Below are 21,661 nucleotides of genomic sequence, written 5' to 3' on the forward strand. Positions count from 1 at the left end.
TTGTAGCTTTTCTAAGATGTTTTCTGACGTAACAATTGATTATAGCTATCGTTAGCATAAAAAAGACCGATTATATTCTTTTGCAGATTTAATCTATGGTAGTCGCCAAGCCGGATAACCGGTTGTACCCACGCATAGGACAGGAGAATCGTTATGTTAACAACAAAATTGCCCAGAGTACTGCTATTAACGCTTGCCATTTCCCAAGCCAGCTACTCCGAAGAAATCCCCACATCCACTCAAAGCACCCTGGGTCCGCAAGCCGTGTCGAACCAGTTTTGGTGGCCTGACAGGTTGGACTTGGCACCGCTTCGCCAACATTCTGCCGAGTCCAGTCCGCTGGACAGGCAGTTTGACTATGCTAAAGCGTTTAAGAAACTTGATCTCAAGGTAGTGAAGAACGACATCAAAGCGTTGATGACAACATCCCAAGACTGGTGGCCCGCAGATTACGGGCACTACGGGCCATTTTTTATCCGCATGGCTTGGCACAGTGCGGGTACTTATCGTATGGATGATGGGCGTGGCGGTGCCGGCGGCGGTCAGCAGCGTTTCGAACCACTGAACAGTTGGCCTGATAATGCAAACCTAGACAAAGCCAGACGCTTGCTGTGGCCCATCAAACAAAAATACGGGAATAGCCTTTCTTGGGCTGACTTGATGGTGCTGACAGGTAATGTTGCGTTGGAATCAATGGGTTTTAAAACGATTGGTTTTGCTGGTGGACGTACCGATGACTGGGAGGCTGATCTGGTCTATTGGGGGCCTGAAAAAAAATGGCTCGCCGATGAACGCTACAAAGGCGACCGAAAGCTGGACAAGCCGCTTGCCGCCGTACAAATGGGCTTGATTTATGTCAATCCAGAAGGGCCTAATGGCAACCATGATCCACTGGCGGCAGCGAAAGATATTCGGGAAACCTTTGGTCGCATGGCGATGAATGACGAAGAGACACTGGCGCTGATTGCGGGTGGTCATACGTTTGGCAAAGCCCACGGTGCAGCCGCCCCCGCCAACTGTGTTGGAGCCGAACCTGCCGCTGCAGGCATTGAAGAACAAGGATTAGGCTGGAAAAACAAGTGTGGCAAAGGCAATGGCAGCGATACCATCACCAGTGGCTTGGAAGGTGCTTGGAGTGCTAGTCCGACGCAATGGACCCATCAGTACCTCACCAACTTGTTCGCTTATGAGTGGGTGAAGACTAAAAGTCCTGCTGGCGCGACCCAATGGATTCCTAAGGATAACGTAGCGGCAAATTTGGTGACGGATGCCCACGATGCCAATAAACGCCATGCGCCGATTATGTTTACCACCGACATCGCCCTCAGGACTGATCCGGCGTATGAAAAAATCGCCAAACGTTTCTTGGATAATCCAAAAGATTTTGAGCTTGCCTTTGCAAAAGCGTGGTTCAAGCTCACGCACCGTGACATGGGGCCTAGCACACGCTATCTGGGCAGCGAAGCGCCCAAAGAAACGTTCATTTGGCAAGACCCCATTCCGGCGGTCAATCATAAATTGATCGGCGCTAAGGACATAGAAAGCCTGAAGGCTAAAATCCTGAAATCGGGTTTGACCGTGCCGGAACTGGTTCGAACTGCATGGGCTTCGGCGGCTTCTTTCCGAGGCACTGATATGCGCGGTGGGGCCAATGGTGCGCGCCTACGTCTTCAACCTGCAAAGGAATGGCCTGTCAATCAGCCCGAAGCGCTTGCTAAGGTGCTGGCGCGTTTAGAGAGCATTCAAAAAGATTTTAACGGGTCGCCATCGAAAGGGAATGCGGCTAAAAAAGTATCGATGGCGGACTTGATTGTTTTAGGTGGCGTTGCTGCAGTGGAGCAAGCAGCTAAGCTTGCAGGCCATCCCGTTAAAGTTCCCTTTACCCCTGGCCGTATGGATGCAGAGCAAGAACAAACCGACGTGAACGCCTATGCGGTGCTTGAACCCAAAGCCGACGCATTCCGCAATTATTACGATGAAGGCAGTGCCTTGTCACCGGCGGAAATGTTGGTTGATAAAGCCAACATGCTGACACTTAGCGTTCCTGAAATGACGGTTCTGCTCGGCGGTATGCGTGTTTTAGATGCCAATGCAGGGCAATCCCACGAGGGTGTTTTTACCAGCAAACCTGGGGTTTTGAGCAATGACTTTTTTATCAACTTGCTCGACATGTCGACACAATGGCAGAAATCAAGCAAGTCTGAAGGCGTTTACGAAGGTGTTGACCGGAAATCAGGTGCGGTCAAATGGACGGCTACCCCGGTCGATTTGATCTTCGGTTCGCACTCTGAACTTCGGGCTATCGCGGAAGTTTACGCGGCGGAAGATGGCAAGCAGAAGTTTGTCGAAGATTTTGTCAATGCTTGGAACAAGGTGATGATGCTTGACCGCTTCGACTTAAAATAAACGGCTAAAATTAAACATTCCACGAAAAAAGCCTTGTAACTTTAATGGTTACAAGGCTTTTTTATGGCTCAATTTTTTACGGTAGTTTGATTATGTTGGGTAAAAATGGTATGGCTGTAACTTCAAAAAGCCTGATGAATGAACGGGGTGCTAACGGGTTTAACCGCTAGAATTGGTCTTTTAACTGACGTAATTTGGCAAAAATTGCCACTGGCGTTTTACCGACCATGCCGATGTTATTTTGCAATTCGTGGCTGTCTTCGCGTAGAAACGGATTGGTTGCCCGTTCTTCTGCCAGTGTGCTGGGTACGGTGGCTTGTCCATTTGCCCTTAGCTGGTTCACTTGCTGCATTTTGTTTTGCAGTTGCGGGTTGTTCGGTTCGATGCTTAAAGCAAACCGTCCGTTGTTTTGTGTGTATTCGTGGGTGCAGTAAACGCGGGTTTCAGGAGCTAGAACTTTGATTTTTTGAAAAGACTGCCAAAGTTGCTCGGCGCTGCCTTCAAACAGACGCCCACAGCCCATGACAAATAAGGTGTCGCCGCAGAACAGCAAGCCGTCGTCGGCAAAATGGTAGATGATGTGACCGCTGGTGTGTCCGGGGGTGGCGATGACTGTAGCGGCGTGTGCGCCGATGTGGATGACATCGTTTTCTTTTACGCAGTGGTCAATGGCTGGAATACGGTGTTGGTCGACTGCGGCGGCAATCACTTGGCAGTCGGTTTGGGCTTTTAGCGCTTCGATACCGCCGATGTGGTCGTTGTGGTGGTGGGTAATCAGGATATGGCTGAGCTGCCAGCCGTTTTGGGCGAGTGCGTCTAAGACCGGTTGCGCGAGGGCAGGGTCGACGGCGGCAGTTTGTTGGGACACGCTATCGTGAATGAGGTGGATGTAGTTGTCAGTTAAGACGGGGATTGTCTGGACGGTTAACATCGATTTTCTCGTTTAAGTGGAGTCCAAAACATGTTTTGGACTCCGAATAGCTTAACCACAAAACGCCACAACCTGCGCCAAAATCCCCTGCACATCCAAACCACAAATACTGAGCAATTGCTCCCTCGTACCCTGTTCGATAAACGCATCCGGCAAACCAATATTCAGCACAGGCTTGAGGATTTTGTGGCGTTGCAGCAATTGGTTGACCAAGCTGCCTGCGCCACCAATGACGGCGTTCTCTTCCACCGTGATGATAACATCATGGTTGCCTGCGATTTCTAAGATTAAGGCTTCGTCCAGCGGTTTGACAAAGCGCATATTGGCGACAGTCGCGTCCAATTGTTCACCGACCTGTTGTGCAGGAGCGACCATGCTGCCCCAAGCAAGTAGAGCGATGCGGCTGCCTTGGCGTTTGATCTCACCCTTGCCGATTTCTAGTGTGTCCAGCCCAGTGGACACCGCCACCCCAGGGCCTTTGCCACGCGGGTAACGCACCGAGGCCGGGCCGTTATAATGGAAGCCCGTGCTCAGCATCTGGCGGCATTCGTTCTCGTCCGCCGGTGCCATCACCAGCATATTGGGGATGCACGCTAGGTAAGAATAATCAAAGCTGCCCGCATGGGTCGGGCCGTCAGGGCCGACCAGTCCGGCACGGTCCAACGCGAACAGCACATCCAAATTCTGGATGGCGACATCATGGATCAACTGGTCATAAGCGCGTTGCAGGAAGGTGGAATAGATGGCGACTACGGGTTTGCCGCCCTGGCAGGCTTGTCCCGCCGCCAAAGTGACTGCATGTTGCTCAGCAATGGCGACATCAAAATAGCGTTTCGGGAACTGCTCGGAAAACTTCACCAAGCCCGAACCTTCGCGCATCGCCGGGGTAATGCCCAACAAGCGTTCGTCCGCCGCCGCCATATCACACAACCAGTTGCCAAATACTTCGGTGTAGGTCGGATAAGGCGACGGGGTGGATTTCGGCAGGCTGTCTTGGCTAGGGTCAAACGCCGGCACGCCGTGGTAAGCCAATGGGTCTTTTTCTGCGGGCGGATAACCTTTGCCTTTCTTGGTGACGATATGCAAAAACCGTGGCCCGGAAATGTGCTTCAAACTTTCCAAGGTTGACACCAACATCTCGACATCATGGCCGTCAATCGGGCCGATATAATTAAAGCCCAACTCTTCAAACAAGGTGCCTGGCACAATCATGCCTTTGACATGCTCTTCCGTCCGCCGCGCCAACTCCCAGACGCTGGGCATATTGCTCAACACTTTTTTGCTTTCTTCCCGTACTGACGAATACAAACGGCTGGTCAAAATCTTCGACAAATAATTGTTCATCGCGCCCACGTTCGGCGAAATCGACATATCGTTGTCATTCAAAATCACCAACAAATTGGCATCCATCGAACCGGCATGGTTCATCGCTTCAAAAGCCATACCGCCCGTGATGCTGCCGTCACCGATGATCGCCACCATCTGCTTCTGCTCGCCCTTCATATCCGCCGCAATCGCCATCCCCAAAGCCGCCGAAATCGACGTGCTGGAATGCCCGACACCAAAGGCATCGTATTCGCTTTCAGAGCGGTTCGGGAATGCACACACACCGCCCAAAGTACGGATAGACGTCATCTTATCCTTACGCCCGGTCAAAATCTTATGCGGATACGCCTGATGGCCGACATCCCAGACCAACTGGTCGGAAGGTGTGTCAAAGACAGTGTGCAAAGCCACCGTCAGCTCCACCGTACCCAAGCCTGCGGAGAAATGCCCACCGGAGACGCTCACGGTCTGGGTCAGGAACTCGCGCAGCTCCTTCGCCAAAGGTTTGAGCAGGTCACGGGGCAGCGCCCGCACGTCGGCGGGGCTGGTGATGGTGTCTAGCAAGGGGAAATCGTTAGTCATATCAGTACAATGGTTCGCGGTAGAACATCAACACCAGTCCAATTTGGAACATGGCGGCGACAGAAATAAAGCCAGCAATGTCTTTGCCAGGTTTGTCGAGTTTTAATTCCAGCCAGCGACCGCAAGCCAATATCAGCGATAACACGCCCATAAAAGTGTGACCGACTTGGATCAAGAACGCGCTTTTCGCTTGGAAGCCCACATGCGAGTGAGTCAGCAACATCAAGCCGCCGAAGGCTGCCAAAATCGGGAAAAAATACGGCATTTTGCTGTTTTGGTTTTTCGGCAAACGGGCGATCAGTTCCAATACGCCTAAGGTGAACACCAACAAAGTGGCGATACGGTGCTGCAAGACTTCGCCGTTGTTGAAGGTGCTTTCCCAAAAACCGATAGGGCCTAAAGGCCAAGTTTCGGCGTCGCTGCGGAAAAATAGGAAGATACCCATGCCGACAAAGCCGATAGGCCAGTAGCGCGTGCAATAAGCCAAATAGCGCTCTAAACCTGACAACGAAGCGGGCAGGCGAATATAAGACAGCATCGCGAACAGGCTCATGGTGGTCAGGAATATGCCGGAAATGTTGTGGTTGTAATCCGACCAAGCGGTGGCTGCTTCTGACGGCACTTGTCCGATAATTGCCACCCGTCCGGCTTCGCCAGCAATCAAGTCTTGATGTGTCGGCGATGCGATGCGCGGGATTTGCGGCGCAAACATGCTGATAACTTCCTGCCAACTGGCGGTCAAGTTAGGAATGTCGATAGCGGGCGGTTGTGAAGCTAAGCTAGCCGCCGTGAACAGCAGGGTAATCAGCACAAGCGATTCTGCCTCGATGTAATAGGGCAGGCGATAGGTCAATGTGTGGCTGTTGCGTGTGGCGAAATAATCTTGCACGGCGGTTTTGTTGAGCCAAGCCAAGCTTAACGCCAAGCCGAGCAAGACAATTTTCACCATCAATAAGTTACCGTAGCCTGTGCCGATAAAACCATTCCAGCTGTCGATGTATTGGAACGCCATCGGTAAGCCTGTCAGTAAAATTACGCCGACGGAAGCCATGCCAAAGTGTGAAAAACGTTTCAACAACAGGGGCCACAGTTCAGGTGCAATTTTGCTTTGGCTACGCATGATCCAAATGTTGACCAGATGAAAAACGCCGCCTATCCACGCCGCTGCGCCCAATTGGTGGATAACGGTTAAGCCCATCAACACAACCGGATTGTCGAAACGTCCGGCAGCATGGACTAGCCACGCACCGGAAATAATCATCGGCAACGCCACTAAACAGGCGGTTTGCCAGTACTGTTTGGAAGCCGGATTTTTGCTTAAGATAAATCGGCAATAGCAAGCCAAGCCCACGGTGAGCAGGGCGCGGACGATACCGCCGATAAATTGGGTGGTTTCGGCAAATTCGGGGAACGGCCACTTATCTAGCACCGCCGCCATCAACCAGATTTTTAGGATGACTTTAAAAAGTTGTGCGCCTGCTAAGGCAAAGCCTCCGACGTACAGGAGCTTTACAGTCCGGTCCAGCAAGGCAGGCGTGTAACCCGCTTCATGTTGCCAAGGGCGCAACACAAATAGGCCCCAAAACAAACTGCCGACGGCAAAACAAAAACAAATCAGTGCAAATCCGCCAATCAGCGAATCAAGAAAATCAGCGATACCAGCCATTTTGAAACCTATATGAACCTATGGGCTAACGGTGAAATGGATAACGTCTTCGGTTAAATGCCCATCGGCGGCAAATACTTTCATCTTTAATGCGTAATCGCCTGGCGTTAAAGCTGGAATATTGATGAGCATTTGCCCTTGCTTATCGCCTTTGGCAATGCTCAGTGGCGAGAGTTGGTCGCCTTTGCTGACCAAAAACACTTGCGACAGGCCTAGTTCAATTTTGGAATTGAAGGTCAGGCTGGCTTGGTCGGCAGTGTTGGCGTGGATCACCTGCATTTTTAGCGAGTATTCGGTAACCACGGCATGGGCGTGGACTAGCGGTGCTTGGCAGGCCAAGCAAAGCATCAATAAAACTATTTTTTTCATATTAGCTACCTTTTTTGCCTTTCAGGGCATGACCCGCAAGATTTTTGCCCAAATCCCAAATAGAGCCGAACGGTTGGTGGGTGTCGGCAATGGCTTTATCAAAACTGTTGATGATATGGTCGCGGTCTTTTTGCGTTAAGGTTAATGGTGGCAATAATTTGACCACGTTCATGCCGTGGCCTGCCACTTGCGTCAAAATGTGGTGTTCTTTAAACAGCGGGATGGTAATCATCTGGCAGAACAAGCCTTTGTTGGCGGCTTCCAACATTGCCCAAGCCGCTTTCAGGGTCAGGCTTTTGGGGGCTTGGAATTCAATAGCGATCATCATGCCTTTGCCGCGTGCTTCTTTGAGGAATTCGTATTGGCTGCTCATGGCGTTCAAACTGCTGATAATGTCGCCGCCGACTTTGGCGCTGTTTTCGACCAGTTTTTCTTGTTCCAACACATGCAAAGTCGCCAAACCTGCCGCCATTGCCATGTTGTTTTTGGAGAAAGTCGAACCATGCACCACCGCACGGTCCATGCGGTTGTAAACCGTGTCCATGATTTTTTGGGTGATGGCGACACCACCGACCGGCACAAAACCGCCTGATAAGGCTTTTGCCATGCAGATCATGTCTGGCTCTACGCCCCAATGTTCAATTGCCCAGAATTTGCCGGTGCGGCCTAAGCCAGTTTGTACTTCGTCGGCGACAAACAAAGTGCCGTATTTTTTGCACAAACGTTGCACTTCGGGCAGGTAATTGTCATCCGGCAAATTAACGCCTTTGCCTTGGATGGGTTCGACGATAAAGGCGGCAACATCGTTATTGCTTAGTGCTGCTTCCAATGCAGGCAAATCGTTGAACGGGATGGCGCTACAGCCGGGCAATAACGGTCCGAAGCCTTCGCGGAAAATATTCTCGCCGTTTAGCGACAGTGCACCCATGGTCAAACCGTGATAACCATGTTCACAGAAAACGATTTTTTCGCGCTTGGTGGTGTAACGGGCAAATTTAATGGCTGCTTCTACGGCTTCCGTGCCGGAGTTGCAGAAGAACATTTTATTGGTGTTCTCTGGCGTGGTTTTTAAGATTTCTTGTGCCAGTAAGCCGCTTAATACCGACACGTCCAATTGCACTAAGTTGGGCAATTCTAAGGTGAGGGTTTCTTGCAAGGCGCTGACGATGGTTGGATGGTTGCGACCGACGGCGAATACACCAAAACCGCTGAGCAAGTCCAAATATTCGGTACCTTCTTGGTCGTACAAATATTGTCCGACGGCTTTTTTGTAATGGCGGTCATAACCAATGGTTTTTAGCACGCGCACCATTTGGTTGTTCAGGTGCTGTTCGTGCAGGTCAAATTTGTCGGTGCTGTGTTGGGCAAAAAGTTCGGCGATGCTGAAAGACATTCGATACCTCAAAGTGTGTTTGCATTAATGCCGGTAGAAGGTGCATTAATGGTTTTGTGTCGTTGGCGACGGTTTATTTTAAATTGTCTGCCCCTGGCGAGGCTGCTTCCTGCAGCATGCCTTCGGGCAAGCCCCATTGCCAGCACCGGATTTCGGCGTGGCAATAGGGTGGTGTTTGATTAAAACGGTCTGGATTAGACGCGTTTGCCGCTAAAAGCGGGTAAGACGATCAGCGAGCAAATCACAGTAAAGAACAAACCTAATGAAAGTAATAAGCCCATACTTGCCATGCCTTGGTGCGCGGTGAAAGACAGACTCGAAAAACTACATAAAGTTGTAATTGAGCTAAAAATGATGCCGCGTGTGGTGCTGCTTTGCAGTAAGTTTTCGTTTTCGCTGAGGTTAAAGTGCAAACGGTGCATAATCAGGATACTGCTGTCGATACCCAAACCCAGCAACAAGGGCAGGGCGATGATGTTGGCAAAGTTAAAATCATTATTCAGCAAAACATTGCTTGCGCCTGTTAACAAAGCGGCTAGTACCAAAGGTAAAACCACTAAAGCGGTTTGCCGGATGCTACGGTAAATCACCAACAATACCAGCACAATCGCCACGAAAGCACCGCCAAAGGCTTGCAAAAAGGCTTTGACCACCGCTTCGCCACTGGCTAAGTTGGCGACCGGCAAGCCCGATACGGTGTTGTCGATGGCTTGGACATCGGCGACAAAGCGTTTTAGGTTGGCATCGTCGTTAATGTCTTCTTTCGGTGTAATCAATATTTTGTATAAACCGTTGCTGCTTAACCAGTGCGAACGCACATCGGCAGGAATATCGTCGATACCAAAAGCGGTGGCGTTAAGGCTGGTTTTTAGACGCTCTAAAGTGAACGGCAATAAGTCCAGCAGGTTTTTTTCTAAGCTGCGGTAAGCCACGTCCGGTTGCGCTGAGCTGTCTGCCATTTTGATAAAAGCATCAATGCGTTGCTGCAGTTGTTCCAGCGTATCTTTAGGGGCGTTCGGGCTGTTTTCGGCGATGGCTTTTTTGAGCGCGGCGTTGAATTTTTCCAATGCTGCTTTGGGGTTGCTGTTTTCAGGCAGTTTGTTGCTGAAATTTTGCAATTGGTTGCCTAAGATCAGGTTTAAGTCTTCCAAAGTCAGCAATTTTTCGTCTTGATCTTTAGCAACAAAACTGGCCAAGGTGATGGTTTCGTGAACCGTGGGCAACTGCTTCATTTTGGCGGCCAGTTTTTCGGCATCGTCCAAATTGTTTGCCAACGCTGTCAGCGCAAACGGCGAGTCATTTTTTGATTTCACCAATTCTTTAAACGCCATCACCGATTCGCTGTGCGGGTCACGCAGGTTAATAGGATTGGAGTCGAATTTTAATTGCGTCAGCGCTACACAGGCGCCGATACCTAACAAGATAGAGGTGATTTTTATCAACTTGGCGTGGCGGAACGGCAAGGTGATTAAAAAGCTGGGCCAAAATGCCGTGGCAATGGGTTTGGGGTCGTTGACAGGCCAAACGCAAAACAGGGCGGGTAAGACGGTGACCGAAATCAACAAGCCAATAAAAATACCGCCGCCGGAAATGATGCCCAGCTCGGAAACGCCTGCATAATCGGTCGGGATAAACGCCAAAAAGCCGATTGAAGTGGTCAGCGCGCACATAAACAACGACGATCCGACACCTTTCATGCTGTGGTGAACAGCTTGCGCGTTGCTGTAGCCACGGGCGCGGCGTTCGCGGTAGTACAAACAGATGTGTACGGCGTAATCGACACCCAAGCCGATGTACAAGGTGGCAAAAGCAATGGAGATGACGTTGAGGTGGCCCACGGTGATGGCGGCAAAACCGGCGGTGAACACCAAGCCCATGACCAAAACAATGTAGGTGATAAGCAATAATTTGAGCGAGCGCAAGCCGACCCATTGCACCAAAAACACCAAAACCAACGAAGCCAAGCCCGCCATTTCAGCGCCAACGGTGACGCTTTCCAACTCTTCGTGTTCAAGGGCGGTCTCGCCAGTAATGCGGATTTTCACGCCGGGGTTGTCCGCCATCACTGCGCGCACGGCTTCGCGGGTTGCGCTTTGTGCCGCGTCTGCCGGCAATAATTCGCTGAAATTCAGCTTTGGTTTGGCAATCACCAAACTGCGCTTGGCATCGGCATTGAGCTTGTCGTCTGCCAGCAAATTTTGCCAAGACAGTCGTTGCGGTTGTCCGTCCAGCTGATGTTTTAAGGTGTTATCGATGGCGAGCAATAAAGGCTTTAGCTCCATTGGCAAGCTTTCATCGCGTTTTTCCAAGGCCAAACGGATGATTTCAAACAAGCCGTCCAGATGATAATTTTGCGCCAAATGACCGATGAAGGGCTGTGCGTCGGTCAGTTTTTTTGCCAACGCCTCCAAGTCGGCTTCATCTAGGTATAACAGGGCTTGCTGGCGGAAAAATGCGTTGTCGGTGCCGCTAATGACGGAATCAAAGCGGTCGGTTTGCTTGCCCAGTTTGTCGATGAGTTGCCCGGCGGCAATGGTGGTTTCTTCCGGTGTTATTCCTTCAATAATCAGCAAGATGGTTGCTGCATCTTGCGGAAAGGCTTGGTCGATGCGCTTTTGGTTTTTTTGGAACGTCAAATCGGGTGACAGCATTTCTGCCGTATTGGTGTTGATGCCAAGATGGTCGTAGACGTAGTAGGCCACTGCACCGCAAGCAAGAAAAGAGGCCAGCAGTAAAACCCAAGGGAAATGGATAATCTGCCGTTCGCATTGGTTAAAAAATGCGTCGAGAAAAGTCGGTTTGTGCTGGGTCATGCGCGTTTAATGGCTGGTGGATGAGGTGGTTGCCGATTTAGGAATGGCAACTAAGTCGTGCAGATGTTTGGCGATGAGGGTCAATGTTTTTTTGGCGGCACTAAAATGCAGCCCTAATTTGATAAGTTGCGGCAATTCCAAGGGGTGTAAGGCAAGGAAAAGCAGTAAGCGCGCCAAGACAATATCGCCTTCGGCATTGGCGGCAAAGCTGATGGCTCGGGGCAGGTTCATGCTGACGGGGTCAACAATGCTGCGTATCGCTAAAAAGGGCAGGTGATGTTGTTCGGCAACTTTGGCGATAGCGACGCTTTCCATGTCCAATGCAATGGCGTCAGTAAAGCTGCGTAGCTGTTCCTTTTCGGCTTTGCTGGAGACGATGCCGGTACTTTCTGCCAAACAACCACAATACAGCGTTACATGTTTGGCAAGCAGGCGTTTGGCGTGGCGATGCCAATCCTTATCGACGGAGAGTTCGTAGTTGTCGACATCAATTAAGGTGTCAACCAAGGCCAGGTCGCCAGGTTTCAGTTGTGGGCTTAAAGCAGCGGCGCAGCCCCAGCTGATAAGCTGGGTGGCGCCTTTATGGATGAGCAATTCGGCAGCTTGGCGGGCATTGGCAGGCCCTGTGCCGGAATAGGCGACCAGTAAGGTATCGGAGATAAACAGGCAGTGCTTCTTTTGCACCCGTTTTGCCGTCAGGGTGGTCAACTCATCCGGCAAGGCGACAACGATTCCGGTAATCACGCTTTATTAAGTTCGTTGCGGTATCTGGCAAGCGCCCAAAGCGGGAAGAACTTATCGTAACCGTGATATTTAAGGTAGAACACCCTTGGGAAGCCCGGTGCGGTAAAGCCAGGGTCATTCCAAATGCCGTCTTGTTGTTGGCTGCGCAACAAGAAACCAATGCCCGCTTTAACTTCTGCACTGTGCGCTTCGCCTGCCGCCATTAAGCCCAGCAAGGCCCAAGCGGTTTGGAAGCAGGTGCTGTTGCGGTATTTGCCGCTGAACGATTTGTCGTGGTAAGTGAAGTTGTCTTCACCCCAACCACCGTCACCGCGTTGTTTGCTTTTTAAATAAGCAGCTGCTTTGGTGAATAACGGATCAGTTTTAGGCAATTGGGTTTGTTCCAAGCCCAGCAATACAGACCAAGTGCCGTAAATGTAGTTGGTTCCCCAACGTCCAAACCATGAGCCGTCAGCTTCCTGTTCACCGCGCAAATACTCAACCGCACGATCAATGACCGGTTGGTAATGGGCGTGTTTATCAACCAATTTTGCCAGCAACATAATGCAGCGGGCGGTAACGTCGGCAGTGGGGTCGTCAAGCAAGGCGCCGTGGTCTGCAAACGGAATTTGGTTGAGGTAGTAATGGTTGTTGTCAATGTCAAACGCACCATAACCGCCATTGCTGGATTGCATACCGGCAATCCATTGCGATGCGCGGTAGGTGGATTCTTCCAGGCCAGGCAAGTCGGCGCAGGCCATCGCAAAGGCGACAACGGCAGTGTCGTCGACATCAGGATAGTGCGGGTTAGCATATTGGAAGGCCCAACCACCGCCTGGCAGTTCGGGTTTAACAATGCGCCAATCACCCGGTTCGTCCGACAATTGCACGGATTTTAACCAGCCATAGGCATGGTTTCGGCTGTCGATGAACCCTGCTTTTTCGGCTTCTTGTAAGGCAAGCAGTGACAGGCCGGTATCCCAAACGGGCGATACACAAGGCTGGCAATAGGCTTCGTTGTCTTTAATGACCAATAGTTTGTCGATGGCTTTACGCGCGGTGACTACTTGCTCGTCATCGGCGGGGACGCCTAACAGCAGCAGGACTTCGTAAGCATTGACCATGGCGGGGAAAATGCAGCCCAAACCGTCTTCGCCGTTTAAGCGTTCAACAATCCAGTCTTTGGCTTTTTTGATGGCCAACGCGCGCATGGCTTTCGGGATGAGCGGTTCGGTCATCAAGCCTAATTTATCCAATCCTAAGAAAACTTTTTTCAACAAAGTGTCTTTGGCGAAATAGTTCTGTTCTTGGTCGGGATGCACCACGAACAATTCCAAGATATTCACTTGGTTTGGGTTTTTCGCTTTGGCTTTTAATGTGCACAAGATAAACAACGGCACCATGACGGCTCTTGACCAATACGATACTTTATCCAAGTGGAATGGAAACCATTTGGGCAACAACATGATTTCCACTGGAATATAAGGTACGGCGCGCCAAGGCAATTGTTCGAATATTGCCAGGGCAATGCGTGTGAACACATTGGCTTTCGCGGCGCCACCTTGTCCTAGGATGAAGCTGCGCAGGCGGATCATGTGCGCGTCTTCCGGCGAGTCGCCAGCCATTTTTAGGGCGAAGTAGACTTTTACGCTACAGCTGATGTCGCCCGCGCCGCCGGTAAACAACGGGAAACCGCCGTCTTCCACTTGGTGTGTGCGCAAGTAGTTGGCAATTTTGGCTTGCAAGTCGATGTCGATCTCACCGATGTAATGCATCATCATGATGTATTCGGAAGGGATGGTGCAGTCGGCTTCCAGTTCGAACACCCAGTACCCGCGCTCATCTTGCAGGCTCAATAATTTGTTTTGGGCGCGGCTGATGGCTTTGTCGAGGTCATAAATGTTGGAATGGATGGCGGTCGACGAACTCGCGGCATGGTGTATGCTGGTTTGGGTATTGGTGTCAGTAAACATAGTACGGTCCTTAAAGGTCGTTAATGGCTTTTGAGGAAGGTAATGAATATTGCCAGCCCGGTGTTTTCAGTTCGCGGCTGGTTACGTTAAACGCAAGGGATAACAAAGCGTTGTTTGAACCCATCACATGGGTTGTCATGATAGTGGCCTTAACGCTGTTGCGGCTGATTTTGACTTGCTCGGAGCGGGTGAACGCCAAGTTTTGCTTGATTTTTTTCAAGGTCAAAACCGCCATCCCTAAAGCCCACAGACAAAAGTTACGGATGCCTTTTTCGTGGGCGGGAATCAGTTGGGTATAACGCAGGGCGTTATGCAAATGCTCGCGGGCAATGCCAATTAAATGGCTTAAGCCAGCGCGGAAGCGTTCATCGTTAGTTTCTGGGCTAAGGATTTTTAGGTCGTAGCCGGTTTCAGTAAAAATATCTTGTGGCAGCCAGCAAACACCGCGTCCGGCATCATCCCAAATATCTTTAAGGATGTTGGTCATTTGCAGGCCTTGTCCGAATGAGACCGACAATTTCAACAATTCTTCCCTGTGCGCGGCAATGGCAGGTGAGTAATGGCAGAACAGTTTTGCCAACATTTCGCCTACGCAGCCTGCCACGTAATAGCAGTATTTGTCCATGTCTGCCATGGTTTCCAAGCCTTCGCGCAGGTTTTGCGCCTGAAATACCGGCATGCCCTCTGCCATGGTTTTGACGCACCCTGCCAAGGCTTCAATTTGTGCGGCTTCGAAGGTGTGGGTGATTTGAATTACACGTGGCAGCACGTGAATAAGGGTGTGTTCTGCCGGAATGGTTTGTTCGGACAACAAAGGTGCCAATTCCAAAGCAAACAGCTCGGCATTTTCACCGGTACGGACGACTTCGATAAACTCGGCGCAATAGTGCTGTTTTTGTCTTGCCGACAAGGACACTTCATCTTCAATCGTGTCAACGATCCGACATAGAAGGTAAGCGTTGGCGACTGCCCCATACAACGATTGCGGCAGTTGTGGGATAGTCAGCGCAAAGGTTCTGGACACGCCTTCCAACAAGGCTGCTTGGAAATCCAAGTCAGACAATAGGTTGAGTGCTTTAGGATCGTCCAGAGGGGCTTGGGTCTTGCTCATAAACTTTTGATTAAAAGACGGAGTTTGGGTATTTGTTGGCAATGATAGACTGTTTGTTGGTATTTTGCAAAACTATGTTGTTTGTTGCCAATAGGGCAAATTAATATCCCGATATTTTTATTTTTGAATATTAAAAACAGATGCTTATCGACTGTTGTTGTGTTTGTGCAAAAGGCCTGGAAAGCGTTGTAAAAATGCAATTAATTGACCAAATTTAAGGCAAAAACTGGAGTCGTCTATTAAAAAAGAGTATCCTAATGACAAAGCAGAAGCGTTTGTGGCGTGTTGTTTTGCCCAATAAACCTTGTTTTTTAGGGTTTTGGGTAGCAAAGCAGTAAGGGTTTGTCTTTTTCGAACAATTGTTGTTTTAGTGCCACATCGTTTGGCTACGTTACATGGTTGTTGCAATCATGGGTCAATTATTTCATTTGGAGGTTTTAAAGTGGCTGTTCCGTTACGTCAACAAATCACCGTAGGTACTTACCTAATTAAGCAAAAATTAAAAGGGGTTAAAAAATACCCTTTAGTGTTGATGCTAGAGCCATTGTTCCGTTGTAACTTGGCTTGTGCAGGTTGTGGCAAGATCGATTATCCCGAAGACATTTTAGACAAGCGCCTTTCTTTCGAAGAATGTATGCAGGCGGTCGATGAATGCAATGCGCCGATGGTTTCTATTCCGGGCGGCGAGCCATTAATCCATAAGGAAATGCCACAAATTGTTGCCGGCATTATTGCCCGTAAAAAATACGTGTACTTGTGTACCAATGCATTGTTGCTGAAAAAACGCATTGATGATTACACTCCATCCCCCTATTTGACTTTCTCTATCCATTTAGATGGTATGCAAGAGCGTCATGACACTTCTGTTTGTCAAGAAGGTGTTTTTGAGCGCGCTGTTGAGGCGATCAAGTTGGCATTGGGTAAAGGTTTCCGTGTCACCATCAACTGCACTTTGTTCCAAGGCGAGAATGCCCAAGAAGTAGCGGAGTTCTTGGACTACGCCATGGAGTTGGGCGTTGAAGGTGTAACCATCGCGCCAGGTTTCAGCTATGAACGCGCACCACAGCAAGATGTCTTTATTAAAGGCCGCGATGTTAAAGAATTGTTCCGTGGCATTTTTAAAATAGGTAAAAACCGCAAGTGGAACCTTAACCACTCCACTTTATACTTGGACTTTTTGGCGGGCAACCAAAGCTATGAATGCACGCCTTGGGGCAATCCGACCCGTAACGTTTTTGGCTGGCAAAAACCTTGCTATTTATTGGCTGATGAAGGCAACGCCGCTAGTTTCCAAGAATTGCTTGATACCACGCCCTGGGAAAAATACGGTAACAGCACCAACCCAAAATGTGCCAGCTGCATGGCGCACTGTGGTTATGAAGCCACTGCTGTTGAAGATATGCTGAAACATCCATTGAAAGCGTTGTGGACATCGATCAGAGGTCCTAAAACTGATGGTGAGATGGTGCCAGAGCCTATGCCTGAGCTGGCTGCGGAAAAAACGCTGCCGACTTTGGCAGGTATCCCGATTAGGGTTGAGTAGTCCATATTGGTTTGGGGCGAAAAGATCATGATGTTTAAACGAAACAACTTACTTGCCGTTTTGCTACTGCCTATTTTTGCGGTAGCTAGCTTTTCCGCACAAGCAGAAGGGGCTTTATCGGCGCGTCAGGTGATTGACAACTTTCATGCTGATTTGATTAACGTAATGAAGAACGGCAAGCAATTAGGGTTTGCCGGACGTTATGACAAACTGTATGATTCCGTCTCTAAAAGCCACGATTTGACCAAAATTGCCCGGATTGTCATCGGCAAGGAATGGGAAAAGCTATCTGAAGAACAGCAAAAAAAGCTCGTCGATGTCTTTAGCAAATTGAGCGTTGCCTCCTATGCGCACAATTTTAAAGAGTATTCAGGCGAATCTTTTACCTTTGATTCTGAAGAAAGCACCACAAGGGGCGGGGTGATTATCCACGAACACTTGAGCATCCCCGATGACAAAGACGTCAAGTTTGACTACATGCTTAAAGATAATGGCGACAGCTGGCGCATTATTAACATTATCGCCAATGGCGTCAGCGATTTGGCCTTAAAACGCTCTGAATACACTGCTGTTTTGCAGCGTGAGGGTTTTGATGCCTTGATTGCCAAAATTAACGAAAAAATTAGCCAATATTCCAAACAATAGGTTTTAAATATGAATAAACCCCGCAACAGCCATCATTATGCCAAGTCTTGGCGTCTGTTGTCGTCCATAACGTTGGCTTTGCTAATGTTAAGCGGCTGTGCCACCTCCGGCACAGTAGGGGAAAATCATCCCAGTAGCAAATTTGATCCTTATGAAAATATTAACCGACATATTTTTGGTTTTAATGATACGGTTGACAGTTACGTTGCGGAACCTATTTCCAATGCTTACAAATACATCACGCCACAGTTTGTGCAAACGGGTGTGTTTAATTTTTTTACCAATCTTAAAAACATCAACGTTGTTTTTAACGATATTTTGCAAGCCAAATTTGAGCAAGGTGCTGCTGATACCGGACGTTTCGCAGTCAATTCTACGATAGGCTTGTTTGGCTTGTTTGATGTAGCCAAAAAATTGGGTCTTGAACAGAATGATGAAGATTTTGATCAAACGCTATCCGTTTGGGGTGTTCCTAAGGGGCCATATTTGGTTATTCCGCTTTTAGGGCCTTCTACCGCCAGAGGTATTCCAGGTACGGTATTTGATACAGCCGCAAATCCGGCCACTTATGTAACCGCGCCTGTTCAAGCGCTAGCTTTGCTGAACGCCCGCGCTAGTGCTGAAGGTGCTTTGAAGTTTATTGACGAAGCCGCCCTTGACCCTTATGTGTTTACCCGTGAGTCATTTTTGCAATGGCGCGACAGTTTGGCGAGCGACGGTAAATCGCAGGCATCGTCAGAGTTTGATGATGAGCTGGGTGAAGAGAGTGGCGAAGCTGGTTCGTCAGGCGCAAACAAATCGGCAGGTTTGTTGACGATGCGGCAGATGGGTTTCGGTAAAGTTTCCCAATCGTTTGGTGATGTTTCCCAATCGTTTGATAGTACCGCCAAGAAGTTTGAAGAGGCTGGTGTTAAAATTGATGCCATCAAAAACAAAATGCATGGCAAGAATAAGGCGTTGCGCAAGCTTTAGTTTTGTAAAAGCGGCTTTATAGTTTTATTGGGGAAGGGGTTGGCATAGGTGATGCCAGCCCCTTTTTTGTTGCGCTTAAGTTATGGGGGGCTTAACGCGATTTAATAGTGCAGCAAGGAATGGACTTCATAGTTTTTCAGTTTTTCACGCCCTTCCAGAAAATCTAATTCCACAACAAAGGCGCATGCTTCAACAGTGCCGCCGAGTTTTTCAATCAATTCGCAGCTGGCTTTGGCTGTGCCGCCGGTTGCCAACAAGTCATCAATCACCAAAACCCTGTCATTGGCATTAACGGCATCAATATGCGCCTCTAATGTGGCTGAGCCGTATTCCAAATCGTATTCCACACTTTGTACGTCATACGGTAATTTGCCGGGTTTTCTGAGCGGTATAAAAGGCAAACCCAATTCCCAAGCGACCAGTGAGCCGAAAATAAAGCCCCGCGCTTCCATACCCGCCACGGCGGTGATGTCACGCCCTAAAAACGGGAACAATAACTGGTGTACCGCCAACCTTAATGCCGCAGGGTCTTTTACTAGCGGGGTGATGTCCTTAAAAATAATGCCGGGTTTGGGGAAATCAGGAATATCACGGATTTTGGATTTTAGTCTGTCCATGTTGGGCCTTTAGGGTTGGGTGGTGCGTGGGCTGGGTTAAGGGGGCTTTGGTTTTTATAATCGAGAGGAGTAAAAAACATGTTTTTTATTCCAAAGCCGAATGCTTTCGTTGTCTCTGCGGCTGTGGTTTCTGGGGACTGGAGTCCAAAACATGTTTTGGACTCCAGTGTTAAATGTATGATCTGGCCGGCGCTGCTTTCATAATACAGTGTCTGCTTTTTTGATGGATGAATTAGGTGTCTTTTTGACTCGATAATAGATGGCGGTGCCGCCCGCTATGAAGAATTGAAGCGCTATAGCCAGAGGCCAATAAAGCATCCATTGCAAAGGGAGGCCAGATTGGTCTTGCGGGCCAAGCCACACACTGGCAATTGCCGTGAGAGCAATAGAAGATGCAATGAAGCCTGCATGCCAAACAGTTCGCTGAACGTTGGTGACAGCTGCAACGACAGCCCAAAACAGATGAGGAGCTGCGTAATACAGGTAGCCGCCGAAAATATAGTTGGAAAACATCTCCCATCCAAGCGGCTGATGTGTGAGTGCAACAGCAAAAGCGCCGAATGTAATCATGCCAGGAATAATGAGATGTCCTATGAGTGCTTTTCGCTTCATGATGCCTAATTTGAATATTAACCGCTAATTTCCCTCAAACGCTTCAATCTGCCCCAAAATCCCCGCCACATCCAAACCACAAATACTGAGCAATTGCTCCCTTGTGCCTTGTTCGATAAACGCATCCGGCAGGCCAATATTCAGCACAGGCTTGAGGATTTTGTGGCGTTGCAGCAATTGGTTGACCAAGCTGCCCGCACCGCCGATGACGGCGTTCTCTTCCACGGTGACGATGATGTCATGGCTGGCGGCGATTTCTAAGATTAAGGCCTCATCCAACGGTTTGACAAAGCGCATGTTGGCAACAGTCGCGTCCAATTGCTCGCCGACCTGTTGTGCGGGGGCGACCATGCTGCCCCACGCTAGAATGGCGATGCGGCTGCCTTGGCGTTTGATTTCACCTTTGCCGATTTCCAGTGTGTCCAGCTCAGTGGACACCGCCACCCCTGGGCCTTTACCACGCGGGTAACGCACCGAGGCCGGGCCGTTATAATGGAAGCCCGTGCTGAGCATCTGGCGGCATTCGTTTTCGTCAGCGGGTGCCATCACCAGCATATTGGGGATGCACGCCAAATAGGTGTAATCAAAGCTGCCCGCATGGGTCGGACCGTCAGGGCCGACCAGTCCAGCACGGTCCAACGCAAACAAGACATCCAAATTCTGGATGGCGACATCATGGATCAGCTGGTCATAAGCGCGTTGCAGGAAGGTGGAATAGATCGCCACCACGGGTTTGCCGCCTTGGCAGGCTTGTCCCGCCGCCAAGGTCACCGCATGTTGCTCGGCAATGGCGACATCAAAATAGCGTTTCGGGAACTGCTCGGAAAACTTCACCAAGCCTGAGCCTTCGCGCATCGCAGGCGTAATGCCCAACAAGCGTTCGTCCGCCGCAGCCATATCACACAACCAGTTGCCGAACACCTCGGTATAAGTCGGGTAGGGCGAAGGGGTGGATTTCGGCAGGCTGTCTTGGCTAGGGTCAAACGCAGGCACACCGTGGTAAGCCAATGGGTCTTTTTCTGCGGGCGGATAGCCTTTGCCTTTCTTGGTGACGATATGCAAAAACCGTGGCCCAGAAATGTGCTTCAAACTTTCCAAGGTTGACACCAACATCTCAACATCATGCCCGTCAATCGGGCCGATGTAATTAAAGCCCAGCTCCTCAAACAACGTGCCGGGTACAATCATGCCTTTGACATGCTCCTCGGTACGTCGCGCCAATTCCCAAACACTGGGCATATTGCTCAATACTTTCTTGCTTTCTTCGCGTACCGACGAATACAAACGGCTGGTCAAAATCTTCGACAAATAATTGTTCATCGCGCCGACGTTCGGCGAAATCGACATATCGTTGTCGTTCAAGATCACCAACAAATTGGCATCCATAGATCCGGCATGGTTCATGGCTTCGAAAGCCATACCGCCCGTAATGCTGCCGTCACCGATGATCGCCACCATCTGCTTCTGCTCGCCCTTCATATCCGCCGCAATCGCCATCCCCAAAGCCGCCGAAATCGACGTACTGGAATGTCCAACACCAAAGGCATCGTATTCGCTTTCAGAGCGGTTCGGGAACGCGCACACGCCACCCAAAGTACGGATAGACGTCATCTTATCCTTACGTCCGGTCAAAATCTTATGCGGATACGCCTGATGGCCGACATCCCAAACCAACTGGTCGGACGGCGTATCGAAGACATAATGCAAAGCCACCGTCAGCTCCACCGTACCCAAGCCTGCGGAGAAATGCCCGCCGGAGACGCTCACCGTCTGGGTGAGGAACTCACGTAGCTCCTTCGCCAAAGGTTTGAGCAGGTCACGGGGCAGCGCCCGCACGTCGGCGGGGCGGATGATGGTGTCTAGCAAGGGGAAATGGCCTGGGTTATTCATGTTGTGGTCGATTCCTTTAGTCGGCATTGCGGGCAAATAACCGCGTGATTATCCTGATTAATTCTTGAGCAAGCAAGTCGGTATTTGTC

16 protein-coding genes are annotated in these 21,661 nt (G+C 49.9%); 4 read left to right on the forward strand and 12 right to left on the reverse strand.

Features of this window, described 5'->3' with window-relative positions:
* Positions 1–153 precede the first annotated feature (153 nt).
* Positions 154–2,406 carry a catalase/peroxidase HPI gene (katG, locus tag ACYQ1O_RS13670; protein WP_459992460.1) on the forward strand — a complete coding sequence of 751 codons (2,253 nt, stop codon included), beginning with the start codon at positions 154–156 and terminating at the stop codon, positions 2,404–2,406.
* Positions 2,407–2,572: 166 nt separating this feature from the next.
* On the opposite strand, the gene gloB is transcribed toward katG, so the two are convergent.
* From gloB to ACYQ1O_RS13715, 9 genes are all read right to left on the reverse strand, one after another.
* On the reverse strand, positions 2,573–3,337 hold the full coding sequence (gene gloB, locus ACYQ1O_RS13675) for a hydroxyacylglutathione hydrolase (RefSeq protein ID WP_459992462.1): 765 nt from the start codon (positions 3,335–3,337) through the stop codon (positions 2,573–2,575).
* Positions 3,338–3,388: 51 nt separating this feature from the next.
* Entirely contained in the window at positions 3,389–5,245 is a 1,857-nt protein-coding gene (gene dxs / locus ACYQ1O_RS13680; protein WP_459992464.1) for a 1-deoxy-D-xylulose-5-phosphate synthase, read from the reverse strand.
* Between the two features lies 1 nt (position 5,246).
* Positions 5,247–6,911: a copper resistance D family protein gene (locus ACYQ1O_RS13685; RefSeq protein WP_459992466.1), complete on the reverse strand. Its 1,665-nt coding sequence runs from the start codon at positions 6,909–6,911 to the stop codon at positions 5,247–5,249.
* 18 nt (positions 6,912–6,929) lie between these two features.
* Complete coding sequence (locus tag ACYQ1O_RS13690) at positions 6,930–7,280, reverse strand: copper resistance CopC family protein (protein ID WP_459992467.1); 351 nt, start codon at positions 7,278–7,280, stop codon at positions 6,930–6,932.
* A 1-nt stretch (position 7,281) separates the two neighbouring features.
* Positions 7,282–8,673, reverse strand: a complete 1,392-nt coding sequence (locus ACYQ1O_RS13695; RefSeq protein WP_459992469.1) for an aspartate aminotransferase family protein — start codon at positions 8,671–8,673, stop codon at positions 7,282–7,284.
* 194 nt (positions 8,674–8,867) lie between these two features.
* Positions 8,868–11,486 carry an MMPL family transporter gene (locus ACYQ1O_RS13700; protein ID WP_459992470.1) on the reverse strand — a complete coding sequence of 873 codons (2,619 nt, stop codon included), beginning with the start codon at positions 11,484–11,486 and terminating at the stop codon, positions 8,868–8,870.
* A gap of 6 nt (positions 11,487–11,492) precedes the next feature.
* Entirely contained in the window at positions 11,493–12,230 is a 738-nt protein-coding gene (locus ACYQ1O_RS13705) for a phosphorylase family protein (RefSeq protein WP_459992472.1), read from the reverse strand.
* On the reverse strand, positions 12,227–14,182 hold the full coding sequence (gene shc / locus ACYQ1O_RS13710; protein ID WP_459992474.1) for a squalene--hopene cyclase: 1,956 nt from the start codon (positions 14,180–14,182) through the stop codon (positions 12,227–12,229). Before shc ends, ACYQ1O_RS13705 begins: the two co-directional genes overlap by 4 nt.
* A 10-nt stretch (positions 14,183–14,192) precedes the next feature.
* Positions 14,193–15,293 (reverse strand): phytoene/squalene synthase family protein, encoded by a 1,101-nt coding sequence (locus ACYQ1O_RS13715; protein ID WP_459992475.1) that lies wholly within the window; start codon positions 15,291–15,293, stop codon positions 14,193–14,195.
* 442 nt (positions 15,294–15,735) lie between these two features.
* Here ACYQ1O_RS13715 and hpnH point away from each other — a divergent pair, with 442 nt between their 5' ends.
* Genes hpnH through ACYQ1O_RS13730 form a run of 3 tightly spaced genes read left to right on the forward strand, consistent with a single transcriptional unit; the run spans position 15,736 to position 18,453 of the window.
* Positions 15,736–16,836 carry an adenosyl-hopene transferase HpnH gene (gene hpnH, locus ACYQ1O_RS13720; RefSeq protein ID WP_459992477.1) on the forward strand — a complete coding sequence of 367 codons (1,101 nt, stop codon included), beginning with the start codon at positions 15,736–15,738 and terminating at the stop codon, positions 16,834–16,836.
* Positions 16,837–16,866: 30 nt separating this feature from the next.
* Positions 16,867–17,481 carry an ABC transporter substrate-binding protein gene (locus ACYQ1O_RS13725; protein WP_459992842.1) on the forward strand — a complete coding sequence of 205 codons (615 nt, stop codon included), beginning with the start codon at positions 16,867–16,869 and terminating at the stop codon, positions 17,479–17,481.
* A gap of 9 nt (positions 17,482–17,490) precedes the next feature.
* Positions 17,491–18,453, forward strand: a complete 963-nt coding sequence (locus tag ACYQ1O_RS13730) for an MlaA family lipoprotein (RefSeq protein WP_459992478.1) — start codon at positions 17,491–17,493, stop codon at positions 18,451–18,453.
* Between the two features lie 101 nt (positions 18,454–18,554).
* Here ACYQ1O_RS13730 and ACYQ1O_RS13735 read toward each other — a convergent pair whose 3' ends face one another.
* The 3 genes from ACYQ1O_RS13735 to dxs (ACYQ1O_RS13745) form a co-directional block, all read right to left on the reverse strand.
* Positions 18,555–19,070, reverse strand: a complete 516-nt coding sequence (locus ACYQ1O_RS13735) for an adenine phosphoribosyltransferase (RefSeq protein ID WP_459992480.1) — start codon at positions 19,068–19,070, stop codon at positions 18,555–18,557.
* 198 nt (positions 19,071–19,268) lie between these two features.
* Positions 19,269–19,682, reverse strand: coding sequence for a hypothetical protein (locus ACYQ1O_RS13740; protein ID WP_459992482.1), 414 nt, complete (start codon positions 19,680–19,682; stop codon positions 19,269–19,271).
* Between the two features lie 24 nt (positions 19,683–19,706).
* Positions 19,707–21,572: a 1-deoxy-D-xylulose-5-phosphate synthase gene (gene dxs / locus ACYQ1O_RS13745; protein ID WP_459992483.1), complete on the reverse strand. Its 1,866-nt coding sequence runs from the start codon at positions 21,570–21,572 to the stop codon at positions 19,707–19,709.
* Positions 21,573–21,661 lie beyond the last annotated feature (89 nt).

The sequence above is a fragment of the Methylosoma difficile genome (genome assembly GCF_054657615.1).

Coding starts and splice junctions, on each gene's coding strand:
- katG (WP_459992460.1), top strand. CDS start 154: ATGTTAACAACAAAATTGCCCAGAGTACTGCTATTAACGCTTGCCATT.
- gloB (WP_459992462.1), bottom strand. CDS start 3,337: ATGTTAACCGTCCAGACAATCCCCGTCTTAACTGACAACTACATCCAC.
- dxs (WP_459992464.1), bottom strand. CDS start 5,245: ATGACTAACGATTTCCCCTTGCTAGACACCATCACCAGCCCCGCCGAC.
- ACYQ1O_RS13685 (WP_459992466.1), bottom strand. CDS start 6,911: ATGGCTGGTATCGCTGATTTTCTTGATTCGCTGATTGGCGGATTTGCA.
- ACYQ1O_RS13690 (WP_459992467.1), bottom strand. CDS start 7,280: ATGAAAAAAATAGTTTTATTGATGCTTTGCTTGGCCTGCCAAGCACCG.
- ACYQ1O_RS13695 (WP_459992469.1), bottom strand. CDS start 8,673: ATGTCTTTCAGCATCGCCGAACTTTTTGCCCAACACAGCACCGACAAA.
- ACYQ1O_RS13700 (WP_459992470.1), bottom strand. CDS start 11,486: ATGACCCAGCACAAACCGACTTTTCTCGACGCATTTTTTAACCAATGC.
- shc (WP_459992474.1), bottom strand. CDS start 14,182: ATGTTTACTGACACCAATACCCAAACCAGCATACACCATGCCGCGAGT.
- ACYQ1O_RS13715 (WP_459992475.1), bottom strand. CDS start 15,293: ATGAGCAAGACCCAAGCCCCTCTGGACGATCCTAAAGCACTCAACCTA.
- ACYQ1O_RS13725 (WP_459992842.1), top strand. CDS start 16,867: ATGTTTAAACGAAACAACTTACTTGCCGTTTTGCTACTGCCTATTTTT.
- ACYQ1O_RS13730 (WP_459992478.1), top strand. CDS start 17,491: ATGAATAAACCCCGCAACAGCCATCATTATGCCAAGTCTTGGCGTCTG.
- ACYQ1O_RS13735 (WP_459992480.1), bottom strand. CDS start 19,070: ATGGACAGACTAAAATCCAAAATCCGTGATATTCCTGATTTCCCCAAA.
- ACYQ1O_RS13740 (WP_459992482.1), bottom strand. CDS start 19,682: ATGAAGCGAAAAGCACTCATAGGACATCTCATTATTCCTGGCATGATT.
- dxs (WP_459992483.1), bottom strand. CDS start 21,572: ATGAATAACCCAGGCCATTTCCCCTTGCTAGACACCATCATCCGCCCC.